Source organism: Aureimonas jatrophae (assembly GCF_900104035.1).
In the GTDB taxonomy this organism is placed as follows: Bacteria; Pseudomonadota; Alphaproteobacteria; order Rhizobiales; family Rhizobiaceae; genus Aureimonas; species Aureimonas jatrophae.
In genome coordinates this window covers 12,274-25,981 of the sequence record NZ_FNIT01000018.1, presented here as the reverse complement: position 1 = coordinate 25,981, position 13,708 = coordinate 12,274, and the positions used below count along the sequence as shown (strand labels likewise).

At 70.6% G+C, this 13,708-nt stretch carries 15 protein-coding genes; 8 read left to right on the top strand and 7 right to left on the bottom strand.

The features are described from left to right. Nucleotides 1–43 precede the first annotated feature (43 nt). The 3 genes from argB (at nt 44) to BLQ76_RS20935 (ending at nt 3,105) form a co-directional block, all read left to right on the top strand. Entirely contained in the window at nt 44–928 is an 885-nt protein-coding gene (argB, locus tag BLQ76_RS20945; protein ID WP_090677166.1) for an acetylglutamate kinase, read from the top strand. Between the two features lie 128 nt (nt 929–1,056). After that, nucleotides 1,057–2,271, top strand: a complete 1,215-nt coding sequence (locus BLQ76_RS20940) for an OprO/OprP family phosphate-selective porin (protein WP_170842711.1) — start codon at nt 1,057–1,059, stop codon at nt 2,269–2,271. Nucleotides 2,272–2,361: 90 nt separating this feature from the next. Beyond that, nucleotides 2,362–3,105 carry a pyrimidine 5'-nucleotidase gene (locus BLQ76_RS20935; protein WP_090677164.1) on the top strand — a complete coding sequence of 248 codons (744 nt, stop codon included), beginning with the start codon at nt 2,362–2,364 and terminating at the stop codon, nt 3,103–3,105. Nucleotides 3,106–3,126: 21 nt separating this feature from the next. Here the strand turns inward: BLQ76_RS20935 and BLQ76_RS20930 are convergent, their stop codons facing one another. Both BLQ76_RS20930 and BLQ76_RS20925 read right to left on the bottom strand, forming a co-directional pair. Then, nucleotides 3,127–3,426, bottom strand: a complete 300-nt coding sequence (locus BLQ76_RS20930; RefSeq protein ID WP_090677163.1) for a hypothetical protein — start codon at nt 3,424–3,426, stop codon at nt 3,127–3,129. 75 nt (nt 3,427–3,501) lie between these two features. Next, nucleotides 3,502–4,389, bottom strand: a complete 888-nt coding sequence (locus BLQ76_RS20925; RefSeq protein WP_090677162.1) for an LOG family protein — start codon at nt 4,387–4,389, stop codon at nt 3,502–3,504. Between the two features lie 81 nt (nt 4,390–4,470). Here BLQ76_RS20925 and dapD point away from each other — a divergent pair, with 81 nt between their 5' ends. Continuing rightward, nucleotides 4,471–5,319 carry a 2,3,4,5-tetrahydropyridine-2,6-dicarboxylate N-succinyltransferase gene (gene dapD / locus BLQ76_RS20920; RefSeq protein WP_210285906.1) on the top strand — a complete coding sequence of 283 codons (849 nt, stop codon included), beginning with the start codon at nt 4,471–4,473 and terminating at the stop codon, nt 5,317–5,319. A 180-nt stretch (nt 5,320–5,499) separates the two neighbouring features. Here dapD and BLQ76_RS20915 read toward each other — a convergent pair whose 3' ends face one another. After that, nucleotides 5,500–6,798, bottom strand: a complete 1,299-nt coding sequence (locus BLQ76_RS20915) for a lytic transglycosylase domain-containing protein (RefSeq protein WP_170842710.1) — start codon at nt 6,796–6,798, stop codon at nt 5,500–5,502. Nucleotides 6,799–7,066: 268 nt separating this feature from the next. Between BLQ76_RS20915 and dapE the strand changes: the two genes are divergently transcribed. Continuing rightward, nucleotides 7,067–8,254: a succinyl-diaminopimelate desuccinylase gene (gene dapE, locus BLQ76_RS20910; protein WP_090677159.1), complete on the top strand. Its 1,188-nt coding sequence runs from the start codon at nt 7,067–7,069 to the stop codon at nt 8,252–8,254. Further along, nucleotides 8,226–8,843, top strand: a complete 618-nt coding sequence (locus BLQ76_RS20905; RefSeq protein ID WP_244519764.1) for a hypothetical protein — start codon at nt 8,226–8,228, stop codon at nt 8,841–8,843. Before dapE ends, BLQ76_RS20905 begins: the two co-directional genes overlap by 29 nt. 38 nt (nt 8,844–8,881) lie before the next feature. Here the strand turns inward: BLQ76_RS20905 and BLQ76_RS20900 are convergent, their stop codons facing one another. Further along, nucleotides 8,882–9,610: a helix-turn-helix transcriptional regulator gene (locus BLQ76_RS20900; protein WP_090677158.1), complete on the bottom strand. Its 729-nt coding sequence runs from the start codon at nt 9,608–9,610 to the stop codon at nt 8,882–8,884. Between the two features lie 84 nt (nt 9,611–9,694). On the opposite strand from BLQ76_RS20900, the gene BLQ76_RS20895 reads away from it, so the two are divergent. Continuing rightward, entirely contained in the window at nt 9,695–10,120 is a 426-nt protein-coding gene (locus BLQ76_RS20895) for a VOC family protein (protein ID WP_090677157.1), read from the top strand. Nucleotides 10,121–10,200: 80 nt separating this feature from the next. On the opposite strand, the gene truA is transcribed toward BLQ76_RS20895, so the two are convergent. The 3 genes from truA to def are packed head-to-tail and all read right to left on the bottom strand — an operon-like array spanning nt 10,201 to nt 12,473. Continuing rightward, the gene (truA, locus tag BLQ76_RS20890; RefSeq protein ID WP_090677156.1) at nt 10,201–10,947 is read right to left on the bottom strand and encodes a tRNA pseudouridine(38-40) synthase TruA; all 747 of its coding nucleotides are present in this window, start codon (nt 10,945–10,947) and stop codon (nt 10,201–10,203) included. 5 nt (nt 10,948–10,952) lie between these two features. Beyond that, nucleotides 10,953–11,900 carry a methionyl-tRNA formyltransferase gene (gene fmt / locus BLQ76_RS20885; RefSeq protein ID WP_090677155.1) on the bottom strand — a complete coding sequence of 316 codons (948 nt, stop codon included), beginning with the start codon at nt 11,898–11,900 and terminating at the stop codon, nt 10,953–10,955. A 57-nt stretch (nt 11,901–11,957) separates the two neighbouring features. Then, nucleotides 11,958–12,473 (bottom strand): peptide deformylase, encoded by a 516-nt coding sequence (gene def, locus BLQ76_RS20880; protein WP_090677154.1) that lies wholly within the window; start codon nt 12,471–12,473, stop codon nt 11,958–11,960. Between the two features lie 100 nt (nt 12,474–12,573). Here def and BLQ76_RS20875 point away from each other — a divergent pair, with 100 nt between their 5' ends. Further along, the gene (locus BLQ76_RS20875; protein WP_090677153.1) at nt 12,574–13,662 is read left to right on the top strand and encodes a DNA recombination protein RmuC; all 1,089 of its coding nucleotides are present in this window, start codon (nt 12,574–12,576) and stop codon (nt 13,660–13,662) included. Nucleotides 13,663–13,708 lie beyond the last annotated feature (46 nt).

Genomic DNA, 13,708 nt, shown 5'->3' with positions numbered 1-13,708 from the left:
TAGAGGACGCGCCGAAACCCATCGGCCGACCCCGGGAGCGTTCATGACCACCACGAGCGAGATGCAGGCGAGTCTCCTGGCCGAGGCCCTGCCCTTCATGCAGGCCTACGAGCACAAGACCGTGGTGGTGAAGTACGGCGGCCACGCCATGGGCGATCCCTCGCTCGGCCAGGCCTTCGCGCGTGACATCGCGCTGCTGAAGCAGTCGGGCATCAACCCGATCGTGGTGCATGGCGGCGGCCCGCAGATCGGCGCCATGCTCAAGCAGATGGGCATCGAGTCCCGCTTCGAGGGCGGCCTGCGCGTCACCGACGAGGCGACCGTCCGGATCGTCGAGATGGTTCTCGCCGGCTCCATCAACAAGGAGATCGTCGCGCTGATCAACGCGGAAGGCGAGTGGGCGATCGGCCTGTGCGGCAAGGACGGCAACATGGTCTTCGCCCGCAAGGCGGAGAAGCGCGTGCGCGACCCCGACAGCAACATCGAGCGCGTGCTCGATCTTGGCTTCGTGGGCGAGCCGGCCGAGGTCGACCGCACGCTTCTCGACCTTCTCGCCCGCTCCGAGATGATCCCGGTGATCGCCCCGGTCGCGCCGGGACGCGACGGCCACACCTACAACATCAACGCCGACACGTTCGCCGGGGCGATCGCCGGCGCGCTGGAGGCCTCGCGCCTCCTGTTCCTCACCGACGTGCCGGGCGTCCTCGACCGCAATGGCGAGCTGATCAAGGAGCTTTCGGTCACCCAGGCCCGCGCGCTGATCGCCGACGGCACGATCTCGGGCGGCATGATCCCGAAGGTCGAGACCTGCATCGAGGCGATCGAGCGCGGGGTGGCGGGCGTCGTGATCCTGAACGGCAAGACGCGCCACGCGGTGCTGCTCGAGCTTCTGACCGAGCACGGCGCGGGAACGCTGATCGTTCCCTGAGGCATCAACACTGCGCGAAACCGACGAGCCGTCGCACGGCTGTGCCCCGGCGGCACTAGCCTGGGGATCGGTCTTGGCCGATGTCGGCTGGGCCGATTCGTCACGACCAGGCTTTCGAGGTTTTCGCCATGCGCATGACGACGTTTCTGGCGGCCACGCTGCTGGCCGCCTCGCCCACGTTGGCGCAAGGGTTGCCCGAGGATCCGAGCGAGCCGCAGACCGAGGGCGCCGGCGCGCCCGATCCGCTGCGCTACGGCGACGACCAGCGCTTCGTTTCCGTGGAGCCCTTTCTGCAGGTGGACGGCGGCTACGCCGACTCGCGCCCGCGCTCGGTGCTGGGCGATGAGGACGAGCGGGAATGGTCGGGCGTCGTGCGCCGCGCGCGCATCTACACCGACTTCGGCTACGACGACGTCGGCGGCCGCGTCACGATCGATTTTGCGAACCTCGCCAGCGAGGCGATCACCTACGCCTATCTGAACTACGCCGTCTCCGACCGGCTGACGATCCAGGGTGGCCAGCAGACGCTTCTCTTCTCGCTGGAGGACCTGATCGGCTCGCGCGGCTCGGTCTTTGCCGAGGACGGGCTGAACAGCGCCCTCGTGCCGGCCAAGAGCGTCGGCCTCGCCGCGCTGTATGGCACGGATCGTCTCTCGCTCTCGGGCGGCGTCTTTGGCGGGAGCCTCAACGAGCGCGCCTTCGACGACGGCTCGACCCTGACGGCGCGCGGCACGTTCGCGCCCTATCACAAGGACGGCGACGCGCTTCATCTCGGCCTCGGCCTCCTTCAGCGCCGCGATCCGCGCCTGCCCTTGTCCTTCTCGGGCGACGCGGGCCTCTCTCTGGCCGACGTGTCGCTGGTATCGACCGGCGACTACGAGGACGTTTCACGCTACCGCGCGGCCAATCTCGAGGTCGGCGGCACGTTCGGCCGCTTCTTCTTCCAGGGCGAGCTGACGCTGGCCGAGGTGCGCGACCGCGACCGCGGTTCGGCGAACCTCCAGGGAGGCTATCTCTATGCGGGCCTCTTCCTGACCGACGACCACCGCGGCTACGAGGCCGAGACCGGCCTCTTCGAGCAGATCAAGCCGGCGCGCGGTCTCGACGAGGGCGGCCCGGGCGCCGTGCAGATCGGCGCGCGCCTCGGCTTCCTCGATCTCGACGACGCGCTTCTGGAGGACGAGGAGGCGGGCTCGCAGGTCCAGGCCACGGCGGTCGCGAACTGGTTCGTGACCGAGCGCTTCCGCGTCTCGGCCGACTACACCTACACGCATGTGCGCTCGGGCGAGTTGGCCGGAGCCGACACGCATGCGGGCCTTGCGCGCTTCTGGTTCATCTACTGAACGCCCGGTTTCATTGACGAGGGGCGACCACGCTCCACATGCGAGCCTCCGCCGCCGCACCGGTCCGGGGTTCGACGGAAGGCTTCGAGAATGAGCGACACCACAGCCGAGATCGGCCGCACCCGCGACGTGACGCCGGCGGACTTCGCCCATGTTCGCGACTGGGTGTTCGACCTCGACAACACGCTCTACCCGCGCCGCACCGACCTGTTCGCCCAGATCGACAAGCGCATGACGTCCTATGTGTCGGAGCTGCTCCAGGTCTCGGCCGAGGAAGCCAAGGTGGTGCAGAAGGAACTCTACCGCGAATACGGCACGACGCTGCGCGGTCTCATGGAGCGCCACCGGATCGACCCGGACGGCTTCCTCTCCTTCGTCCACGACATCGACTACTCGTTTCTGGCGCCCGATCCGGCGCTGGGCGCCGAGATCGAGCGCCTGCCGGGGCGCAAGTTCATCTTCACCAACGGCGACCGGGGACATGCCGAGCGGACGGCCCGCGCGCTCGGCATCCTCGAGCATTTCGAGGACGTGTTCGACATCGTGGCGGCAGGCCTCGTGCCCAAGCCGGCGGCCGAGACCTACGACAAGTTCATGGGCCTCCATCGCATCGACACGGAGCGCGCCGCGATGTTCGAGGACCTCGCACGCAACCTCGAGGTGCCCAAGGCACGCGGCATGCGCACCGTGCTCGTCGTGCCGGAAAACTTCGAAACCACGATCGGCGACGTGTGGGAGCACGAGGGCCGCGACGGCGAGCACATCGACTTCGTCACCGACGACCTGACGCGCTTCCTGCGCCGTCTGCGGGGCGAGGCGCGGGACGCCGCCTGACGCGGCGCCCCGGTCCGGCGATCAGTCGCCGAGCAGCGAGCGGCCGGGATGGGCCAGCGACACGCCGCCGGTCGCGGCATCGGTCACCTGGTCGGCCTCCGCCGCGCCGACCCGGCGCTGGTTCCGTGCGAACACCGCGTCCTGCTGCGTGTTGACGCGCGTGACCTCGTCGGCCTTGGCCGCCTCGCGGGCGGCCCGACTCTCGGGATCGGTGTCGCTGGCTCCGCGCGCCGCATGCGTCTCGTCGGGCGCGAGGCGCTCGCGCACGTCCATCGCCTGTTGCTGGCGCATCATCTCGGAATCGGTGTCGAGATCGCCCATGGCGTCCTCCTGTTCTGAACTCGGGAGGCCAACGGGAGCGCCGCCGTCACGGTTCCCCCCGGTCCGCCGCGCCGCTCAGAACCCGTAGGCGGCCCGGATCACCGCCCACCCCTCCTCCGCCGTGTCGGCGAAATGGAAGAGGTCGAGGTCGTCGGGGGCGATCGTGCCCTCCTCCGCCAGGAAGCCGAAGTCCACGGCGCGGCGCCAGAACTCGGTTCCGAACAGCACCACGGGAATGCGCGCCATGCGTCCCGTCTGGATCAGGGTCAGCGCCTCGAACAGCTCGTCCATCGTGCCGAAGCCGCCGGGAAAGATCGCCATCGCCTTGGCGCGCAGCAGGAAGTGCATCTTGCGCAGGGCGAAGTAGTGGAAGTTGAAGCACAGCTCGGGCGTGACGAAGCGGTTGGGCGCCTGCTCGTGCGGCAGCGTGATGTTGAGGGCGATCGACACCGCCCCGACATCCGCCGCGCCGCGATTGCCCGCTTCCATGACGCCCGGCCCGCCGCCCGTCACGATCACGAACTCCTTGCCCCCCGACGAGTTGGCCGAGTGCTGCGAGGCGAGCTGCGCGAAGCGCCGCGCTTCCTCGTAGAAGCGGCTGTTGGCCGAAAGCCGCGCCGCCTGGGCCGCGTTGCGCGCAGCCCAGGGCGCCTCCCCCGGCGCGGGAATGCGCGCGCCGCCGAACAGGACGACGGTCGACAGGATGCCCGCCTCGCGCAAGGCCATCTCCGGCTTCATCAGCTCCAGCTGCAGGCGCACGCCACGCATGGCGTCCGAGTTCATGAAGTCGTGGTCGTCGTAGGCGAGGCGGTAGGTCGGCGAGCGGGTCTGGGGCGTGTCAGGCTTGACGGCTTGCTGCGCGCGGTCGTGGCCGGACGAGGGAAAGGGCTTGAACGTGCCCACCGGCTCGCCGTCCGGCTTCACGGGAACGTCGGCTTGCGTCTTCGCGCTGTCGTCGGTCATCGGTCCTGCCTTTCGATTGACCCCCTGCCGGGGGTCCCCTAGAGCGTCGGGCATCCATACGCCACCGGGGAAGAAATCGCGATGCTGGACGCCGCCAAGCTGGAAACCACGATCGAGAGCGCCTTCGAGGGGCGCGACGGCATCGACGCCTCGACACGGGGCGAGGTCCGCGAGGCCGTGGACGCCGCGCTGGACAGCCTCGACCGCGGCGAGCTCAAGGTCGCGACGCGCGGCGACGACGGCAGCTGGACCGTTCACCAGTGGCTGAAGAAGGCCGTGCTCCTGTCGTTCCGCCTGAACGACATGGAGATCATCGAGGGGGGACCCGGCCGGGCGACCTGGTGGGACAAGGTCCCATCGAAGTTCGACGGCTGGGGCGAGAACCGCTTTCGCGAGGCGGGCTTTCGCGCCGTGCCCGGCGCCATCGTGCGCCGTTCCGCCCATATCGGGCGCGGCGCGATCCTGATGCCCTCCTTCGTGAACCTCGGGGCCAGCGTCGGCGAGGGCACGATGGTGGACACCTGGGCCACCGTCGGCTCCTGCGCCCAGATCGGCCGCAACGTCCACCTGTCGGGGGGCGTCGGCATCGGCGGCGTCCTGGAGCCGTTGCAGGCGGGCCCGACCATCATCGAGGACAACTGCTTCGTCGGGGCGCGCTCCGAGGTGGTCGAGGGCTGCATCGTGCGCGAGGGCTCGGTGCTCGGCATGGGCGTCTTCATCGGCCAGTCCACCAAGATCGTCGACCGCGAGACCGGCGCCATCACCTATGGCGAGGTGCCGCCCTATTCCGTGGTCGTCGCCGGCTCGCTGCCGAGCAAGCCGATGGGCAACGGCGAGGCGGGCCCCGCGCTCTACTGCGCGGTGATCGTCAAGCGCGTCGACGAGCGCACGCGCTCCAAGACCTCGATCAACGAGCTCCTGCGCAGCTAGCGCGCTCCCGGCCGGCGCCGGCGCGGCCCCAGCGTCGCACACGGCGCCGGGCCAGGGAGCCCTTGGGGACCGTCCCGTGGACCGCCGTTCGGCGGACCGGGACCGGACCGTTCGGGACGTTCCTACAGAAAAGGCCGGGCGATGCGCCCGGCCTTTTCTGTTGCAGCCATGGATTGCGGATCAGTTGAAGCCGAGGCCGCCGGCCGATGCAGCGCCGGTCGAGGGGCCGGAGGCGTCGAACGACCCGCCGAAGCGGCTGGCGTCGGGCTCGGCCACGGGCGCGGTGCGCACCACGCGTCCGCCCGTGCTGCCGCCCTTGGCGGCGCGTTCCAGAAGCGGCACGGGGCGGTTTTCCGCAAGCTTCACGATCGGCGTCGCAGGCGCCGCAGCGGTCTCGGCCGGGCGCGGCGCGCTGTCGGGCTGGGCGACGCGGGCGATGGTGCCCGGCGTCGCCGCCGGCATGGCGGGGGCGGCGGTCGGGGCGACGAGCGCGGCGGCCGAGACGCCGGGAAGCTGGGAGGGCGTCGCCGCGGCGGTGGCGATGCTGCGGGCGATCAGGCCCTTGCGCGGCGTCGGCTCGACGGCCGCCACCAGGATGCGGTCGGAGCCCATGGCCGGCGTCTTGCGGGCGCGGATCGAGGCCATGTGGCGCTTGACGTTGGAGCAGTACACGCTGGCGGACTTGCTCATCACCGTGGTGCGATGGCCGCCCTTGTACTTCATGGCGGTCCGGCAGACGTCGCCGTTGCCCTGCTCCCAGGCACCCTTCAGGTATCGCATGCCGTAGCGAAGGTTGGTCTCGGGATCGAGAAGGTCCTCGGCCGAACCCGAGAAGCCGAGCCCGCGCGCGGTGGCGGGCTTGATCTGCGACAGGCCGTAGACGCCCGAGCCCTTGGCGCGCGGATTGTAGTGGCTCTCGACGCGCACCACCGCATAGGCGAGCTCGCGCGGAATGTCGTTCTCGTCAGCCGCCGCCTCGATCATGCGGTCGATCTTCGGGTCGCCGGTGATCGTGTCCGACACGGCCTGCGCGACGTTCTGGACCGTGGCGACCGAGACGCTGGCGACGCGGGCGGCGCCGGAGCCGACCTTGGCGGCACCCGCCACCACGGTGTCCTTGGCGGCGATCGCGGTGAGCGCGGCGGCGTCCTTGGCGGCCGAAGCCGTGTCGAGCGCGCGGCCGGCGATGGAGCGGGCGGCGGGCGCACGGGCGACGCGCTCGCCCCGTTCGGCGGGCTGGGTCGCGGCCGCGACCTGGACCGGCGCGGCCGACGGGCGGCTTTGCGGCACGATCACCCGGGTCGGTCCGCCGTCGGCGCTGGCGATCTCGACGGGCTTGGAGGCTTCGGCCACCTGCGTGGCGGCCGGCGTCTGGCCGGGTGTCGCGGTGGGGGTGAGATCGGCGGTGCCGGTCAGGGTGTCCTTGTGGGACACGCATCCCGACAGGATCAGCGGTGCGAGGACGGCGAAGGTCGCCACGTGCTTGAAATGTCCGGCGCGCAAACGAGCGAACCGGGCTTCCTCAGCCCGCTGATAGGTCATGCATGGCCCCCATGGCAGTTTCCCCTGCGGCTCGACCTCGCCCCCGAACCCGGCCAAAACGTGGCGAAGCTGGGGCGAAGGTTACGAACCGTTCACGAACGTAGCGCAGCGTGGCGCGAAAGCACCAGTCTTGATTTTTCCATGCATAGGCCAAGGGTGGCCCCGCTGGGTGACGCGATCCACACGGAACGTTAAGGGATGGCCCATGACCGAGCCTGTTCTGGACCCTGCCCGCAACCTCGAGACGCTTCTGCGCTGCCCGTCGGTCACGCCCGCTGAGGGCGGCGCGCTGGAGGCGCTGCAGCGGATGCTGGAGCCGCTCGGCTTCGAGGTCCAGCGTCCCGTGTTCCATGAAGGCGGCGAGGCCAGCGTCGAGAACCTTCTCGCCACGCGCGGGGCGGCAGGGCCTCACCTCTGCTTTGCCGGCCATACCGACGTCGTGCCGCCGGGACCCGAGGAAAGCTGGCGCCACCCGCCCTTTTCCGCCGCGGTCGAGAACGGCGAGATGTGGGGGCGCGGCGCGGTCGACATGAAGGGCGGCATCGCCTGCTTCGTGGCGGCGCTCGCGCGCCTCGTCGCCCGTGGCGCGCTTCCCGAAGCGGGCCGCGTGTCGTTTCTCGTGACCGGCGACGAGGAAGGGCCCGCCGTCAACGGCACGGTGAAGCTTCTGCGCCATGCCGAGGCACAAGGACTGCGCTTCGATGCCTGCCTCGTCGGCGAGCCCACCAATCCGGACGCGCTCGGCGACATGATCAAGATCGGGCGGCGCGGCTCGCTCTCGGGCGAGCTGACGCTTCTGGGCCGTCAGGGCCACGTCGCCTATCCCGACCGGGCGGACAATCCGCTCCACCGCCTCGGGCCGGTGCTGCAGGCGCTGCTGCATCCGCTTCTCGACGGCGGCACGAGCCGGTTCCAGCCCTCGAACCTGGAGGTCACCTCGGTGGACACGGGCAACCCGAGCACCAACGTCGTGCCCGCCAGCGCCACGGTGCGGTTCAACGTGCGGTTCAACGACTGCTGGACGGGCGACACGCTGCGCGCCGAACTCCAGCGCCGCATCGAGGCGGGGCTCGCAGCCTGCCCGCGCGGGCCCGGCGCATACGCGCTCCGCTGGCGCGAGCCGGTCTCCGACTGCTTCGTGACGGCGCCGGGCGCTTTGACGCAGACGCTCGGCGAAGCGGTCGAGGCGATCACCGGCCGCGTCCCGGAACTCTCGACGTCGGGCGGCACGTCCGACGCGCGCTTCATCAAGAACCATTGCGCGGTGGTGGAGTTCGGGCTTGTCGGGCGCACCATGCATATGGCTGATGAGCGGGTCGCCCTGTCGGACCTCGAGACGTTGACGCGCATCTATGAGACCTTCATTGCCCGCTGGTTCGCCGCCCACGCCTGATTTCCTGCCCTCGCTGGGGGAGATCCTGCGCTACTTCTCGGGCGCGGCGCGCCTGATGGGGGGCCAATCAGACGGCCTGCACCGGCTCGACCTGTCGGCCGACGGCTTCTGGCGGTCCTTCGCCGCGCTTCTCGTCGCCCTGCCGCCCTCGATCCTGTCGTGGATCGAGTTCGAGCGCATCGAGCGGGCCGGCGGCGAGGCGGGCACCGCGCTCGACTATCTCGCCCACGCCACGGCCGACGCGACCGCCTGGCTGGTGCCTATCCTGATCATGATGTCGGTCGCGCGCCATATCGGCTTCACGCGCAAGATCGTGCCCTTCGTGGTGGCGCTGAACTGGGGCGGCGCCCTGATGGCCTGGATCTTCTCGCCCTTCTTTCTCCTGGTGCTCGTGATAGGCTCGAGCGACGGGACGCAGGCGCTCGGTCTCGTGGTCGCCGCGCTGTCCATCGTCCTGACGGTGCGCCTCGTCAGCCACTCGACCCAGTCCGACCTGCCGCTGTCGATCGCGATCGTCACGATGATGGTGATCGTGGCGCTGATGAGCTACGCGGCGGTTTCCGACCTGTTCGGCATCCGCATCGCGTAGCAGGGCGCCGCGGCAGTGCCCGGCGACGGGCGAGCCGCCTACCCCTTGCCTTCCGCGCCCTGGCGGGGCTCCGCCGCGGACGCGGCCCGCGCCTTCAGTTCCGCCAGATAGCGGCGCAGAAGCGGGGCGCGTCGGGGCCGGAAGCTCGACTCGGCCAGGGAGACGGTCCGGAGACGGTCGGCGCGAAACATGCGGAAATCCTCGCGCAGGCAGCACCACGCCAGCACGGTCTGCGTCCGGTCGGTGTAGACGACGGCGAGCGGCAGGATGCTGCGCGTGCTGACGGCGCCGTTCTGGTCGACGTAGCCGATCTCAAGCGCCTCCTCCCGCCAGCAGGCGCCGCGCACGGTCTCCATGTGCGGCGTCGCCCCGTAGCGCGGCGTCGGCCGGAAGACCTGCGAGATCGCGTGCAGGAGATACTGCTCGCGGTCGTCGGGCAGCGTGGCGGCGACCTTGGCCAGGACCGATGCCGCCGCCTCGGCCAGAACCGGGTCCCCCAAGCTGGCGACCTCTGCCATCCCGAGCGCGATCGCCTCGATCTCGGGGCGCTCGAACGTCTGGGGCGGCAGCGCGTAGTCCTCGATCAGCCGGTAGCCGTAGCCCCGCTCGCCCTCGATCCGTGCCCCGGCCGCGCGAAGCGCGTCGATGTCGCGGTAGAGCGATCGCTGCGAGACCTCGGTCGCTTCCGCCAGCCGCGCCGCGGTGATCGGGGCGGACATGGTGCGCATGGCATGGAGAAGACGGAACAACCGATCCGACCGCGCCATGCCATCGCCCCTTCGCCAACTGCCGCAAACTGTCAGTTGGGTCGGTCTAACGTGTTTCCTGTCAGACACGAAGAGGCAACCGCCATGACCATCCAGACCGTCACCCACCTGAACTTCCGCGCGCAGGCCCGTGCGGCGCTCGCCTTCTACCAGTCCGTGTTCGGCGGGCGGCTGACGCTCGTCACCTTCGCCGACGCGGGGGCCGTCACCGATGCGGCCGAGGCCGACCAGGTGATCTGGGGCGAGGTCTCCTCCGAGGACGGCTTCCACGTCATGGCGATGGACGTGCCGGCCGCGCGGGACTGGAACCCCGGAACGATCCCCGTCTTCGTGTCGGTGCGCGGCACCGACGCCGATCAGATCACTCGCTACTGGAACGGGCTCGGGGAGGGCGGGACGATCATCCAGCCGCTGGGTCCGGCCGGCTTCTCGCCGCTCTACGGCATGGTGCGCGACCGCTTCGGCGTCACCTGGGTGCTGGACGTGCAGGTCGCGCGCGCGCCGGGCTGAAAGTCAGCGCCCGGCACGGCGAAGGGAGCGGGTCCCGCGCCGCCGCCGCGGCCCGTTGCCTCGATCGGTTGTTTCGCTGCCTAACCCTCGTAATCCACCTGCGTGAGGTAGAGGCCGTCCGGCGGGGCGACGGGGCCGCAGCGCGTGCGGTCGGCAGAAGCGAGGACGGCTTCCACGTCGTCCGCGCTCCAGCGTCCCTCGCCGACCAGCTTCAGCGTACCGGCAAAGGACCGGATCTGGTTGTGGAGAAAGCTCTGGGCCGAGGCGTGGATATGGATCTCGGCACCCTCGCGGCGGACATCGAGCCGTTCCAGCGTTCGGATCGAGCTCTTCGCCTGGCAGTTCACGGACCGGAAGGCGTTGAAGTCGTGCGTGCCGAGCAGCCGCTGCGCCGCGCCGTGCATCGCCTCGACGTCGAGAGGCCGCCAGACCCACCAGACATGGCCCTTGAGGACCGTCGGCGGCGGCCGGCGGTCGAGGATGCGGTAGAGGTAGTGCCGCTTCCTCGCCGAGAAGCGAGCGTCGAACGTGTCCGGCACCTCGTCGGCGGCGAGCACGGAAACGCCGCCCGCCTCGCGCAGCGCGGCGTTCAGGGCGTCGCGCACCGTATCGGCCCGCCACGCGCGTGTGAGGTCCACATGCGCCACCTGTCCGAGCGCATGAACGCCGGCATCCGTGCGCCCCGCCCCGAACACGGTCACCTCCTCGCGCGCGAACTCCGAGATCGTGCGCTCCAGCACCTCCTGCACCGACAGACCGTTCTTCTGCCGCTGCCAGCCGACGTAGGGAGTGCCGTCGTATTCGATGGTGAGCTTGTATCGGGGCACGAGGGCTAGAGCCCGAGCCGCGTGCCGGCCGGCACCGGCGCGCCGCGCAGCATGTCGGAGGCGGGACCGGCCTTGGCGCCGGCGCGCTGCACCTCGAGAAGGCGCACGGCCCGACCGTCGCCGGCCGCGACCAGAAGCGCGTCGTCGAGCGCGGCGCCCGGCTCGCCTCTCCCCTCCCCGGCCTCCGCGCGCAGGAGCCGCAGACGCTCGCCGCGCAAGAGCGTCCACGCGCCGGGCGCGGGCGAGAAGGCGTTGATGCGGCGCGCGATCGCATCGGCCGGCTGACGCCAGTCGATCTCGGCCTCGCGCTTGTCGATCTTGGCGGCGTAGAGCGTCTCGCGACCCGTCCGCGCGGCGATCGCGTCCTGCGTCTCGAAGCGGAGCGCTCCCTGCTCCAGCTGCCGCATCGCTTCCGCCATCAGGTCGGCGCAGGCGGCCGACAGGCGGGCCGACAGGTCGCCCGCTGTGTCGCGCGGGCCGATCGGCTCCTCGTGCGTCAGCGCCACGGGTCCCGTGTCGAGCCCCGCCTCCATGCCCATCACCATCAGGCCGGTCACAGCGTCGCCCGCCTCGATCGCGCGCTGGATGGGCGCGGCACCTCGCCAGCGCGGCAGAAGCGAGCCGTGGCCGTTCAGCGCCCCGAAGCGCGGCGCGTCGAGCACGGCCTGCGGCAGGAGAAGCCCGTAGGCCACCACCACCGCGACATCGGCGCCGATCGCGCGGAACGCCTCGCGCTCCGCCTCGCCCTTCAACGAGACCGGCGTGCGAACCTCGAGCCCGAGGCGCTCGGCCTCGACGGCCACGGGCGCGGAAACGAGCTGCAGGCCGCGCCGGCCGGCGGGCCGGGGCGGCTGCGCGTAGACCGCCGCGATCGCGTGGCCCTCGGTGTGAAGGCGCGTCAGCGTCGGCACGGCGAAGACGGGCGTGCCCATGAAGACGATGCGGAGGGTCATGCGGCGACGGTCCGTCTGTGCGTGTCCGGAGCGGGCTGCAAAAGCGCCCGGCCGGCCTCAGGCCGACTTGCGCGCGGCCTTGGTGAAGCGCTTGATCACCATGTCGCGCTTGAGCTTCGAGATGTGGTCGATGAACAGGACGCCGTTCAGGTGGTCGATCTCGTGCTGCAGGCAGGTGGCGAGCAGCCCGTCGACCTCCTCTTCGTGGCTCTGGCCGTCCAGGCCCAGCCAGCGCACCGTGACGCGCGCGGGCCGCTCCACCTCGGCATAGTAGTCCGGGATCGACAGGCATCCTTCCTCGTAGGACGAGCGCTCGTCCGAGCCGGCGAGGATCTCCGGGTTCAGGAACACCTGCGGCGCCTTTTCCGGATCGTCCTCCTTGGAGAGGTCGATGGTCACGATGCGCAGCGGCTCGCCCACCTGGATTCCGGCGAGCCCGATGCCGGGCGCGTCGTACATCGTCTCCAGCATGTCGTCGGCGAGACGACGCACGGCATCGTCCACCCGCAGCACGGGATCGGAAACGCGGCGCAGGATGGGATCGGGCAGGATCACAAGGGGCTTGACGGTCATGGGCGTCAGGTAATCGCAAGCCCGGGAGCGGTCAACCGAGACGCCCGCGTTCCCGGTTTGATCTGGCTTCGGTCGCAGCGAGACGATAGGGTCCCGGTTCATGGACTTCGCCTCGCTCGCCCCGCTTCTCGACCGGCCGCTCTTCGCGCTCGGCTCGCATCTCGTGAGCGCTGGCGAGCTCCTGCTTCTTCTGCTGGCGTTCGCGCTCTCGTGGCGGCTCCTCCGGCGGCGGCATCCCGGCGGGTACGAGGGCGAGGGTCTGGACGCGGTGCTGCGCGCGCAGGCCGAGCTGTCGGGCCGCGTCCAGTCCATGGGCGAGCTTCTCGCCCAGCGCCAGGGCGAGGTCGGCCGCACGCTGCATCGCCAGCTCGCCGACCAGGCGGAGCGCTCCGGCGAGACGCTGGCCCGCCTGCAGGAGCGCCTCGCCCTGATCGACCGGGCGCAGGGCGACATCCGCAGCCTCGCCGGCGAGATGGTGCGGCTGCAGGACATCCTCGCCGACAAGCAGGCGCGCGGCGCCTTCGGCCAGGCGCGCATGGAGGCGATCGTGCGCGACGCGCTGCCGCCGGGCGGCTACGCCTTTCAGGCGACGCTTTCCAACGGCAAGCGGCCGGACTGCGTGATCCCCATGCCGAACGGCGCGCCCGCGCTCGTGGTGGACGCGAAGTTTCCGCTGGAAAGCTGGACCGCGTTTCGCGAGGCGCCGGACGAGGGCACGCGCCAGTCCGCCGCCTCGCGGCTTCGCCGCGACATGGACGTTCATGTGCGGGCGATCTCCGAGAAGTACCTCCTGCCCGGAGAGACGCAGGACACGGCCTTCCTGTTCGTGCCGTCGGAGTCGATCTTCGCGGATCTCGGCGAGCACTTCCCCGATGTCCTCCAGCGCGCCCGGCGCGCGCGCGTCGTGGTGGTCTCGCCGACCCTCTTGATGCTCTCGATCGAGGTGGTGCGCGCGCTTCTGAAGGACGGGCGCATGCGCGAGGAGGCCGGCCGCATCCAGCGCGAGGTCATGCTTCTGGCCGAGGACATGGCGCGGCTTCAAGCGCGCGCGGAAGCGCTGCGCACGCACTTCGGGCAGGCGGGGCGCGACGTCGACCAGATCCTGGTGTCCACCGCCAAGCTGATGCGCCGCGCGGGGCGAATCAGCGAGATCGAGATGCAGTCCGACGACGAGGCGGACGCGCGGTAGCCGCGTTTCGGTCGCTCTCGCAGGCCGCGACGAAACGTATTTGAAA

Bases quoted from the DNA above. Each gene is read 5' to 3' on its own strand.
- argB (WP_090677166.1), top strand. From the start codon at position 44: ATGACCACCACGAGCGAGATGCAGGCGAGTCTCCTGGCCGAGGCCCTG.
- BLQ76_RS20940 (WP_170842711.1), top strand. From the start codon at position 1,057: ATGCGCATGACGACGTTTCTGGCGGCCACGCTGCTGGCCGCCTCGCCC.
- BLQ76_RS20935 (WP_090677164.1), top strand. From the start codon at position 2,362: ATGAGCGACACCACAGCCGAGATCGGCCGCACCCGCGACGTGACGCCG.
- BLQ76_RS20930 (WP_090677163.1), bottom strand. From the start codon at position 3,426: ATGGGCGATCTCGACACCGATTCCGAGATGATGCGCCAGCAACAGGCG.
- BLQ76_RS20925 (WP_090677162.1), bottom strand. From the start codon at position 4,389: ATGACCGACGACAGCGCGAAGACGCAAGCCGACGTTCCCGTGAAGCCG.
- dapD (WP_210285906.1), top strand. From the start codon at position 4,471: ATGCTGGACGCCGCCAAGCTGGAAACCACGATCGAGAGCGCCTTCGAG.
- dapE (WP_090677159.1), top strand. From the start codon at position 7,067: ATGACCGAGCCTGTTCTGGACCCTGCCCGCAACCTCGAGACGCTTCTG.
- BLQ76_RS20900 (WP_090677158.1), bottom strand. From the start codon at position 9,610: ATGGCGCGGTCGGATCGGTTGTTCCGTCTTCTCCATGCCATGCGCACC.
- BLQ76_RS20895 (WP_090677157.1), top strand. From the start codon at position 9,695: ATGACCATCCAGACCGTCACCCACCTGAACTTCCGCGCGCAGGCCCGT.
- fmt (WP_090677155.1), bottom strand. From the start codon at position 11,900: ATGACCCTCCGCATCGTCTTCATGGGCACGCCCGTCTTCGCCGTGCCG.
- def (WP_090677154.1), bottom strand. From the start codon at position 12,473: ATGACCGTCAAGCCCCTTGTGATCCTGCCCGATCCCATCCTGCGCCGC.
- BLQ76_RS20875 (WP_090677153.1), top strand. From the start codon at position 12,574: ATGGACTTCGCCTCGCTCGCCCCGCTTCTCGACCGGCCGCTCTTCGCG.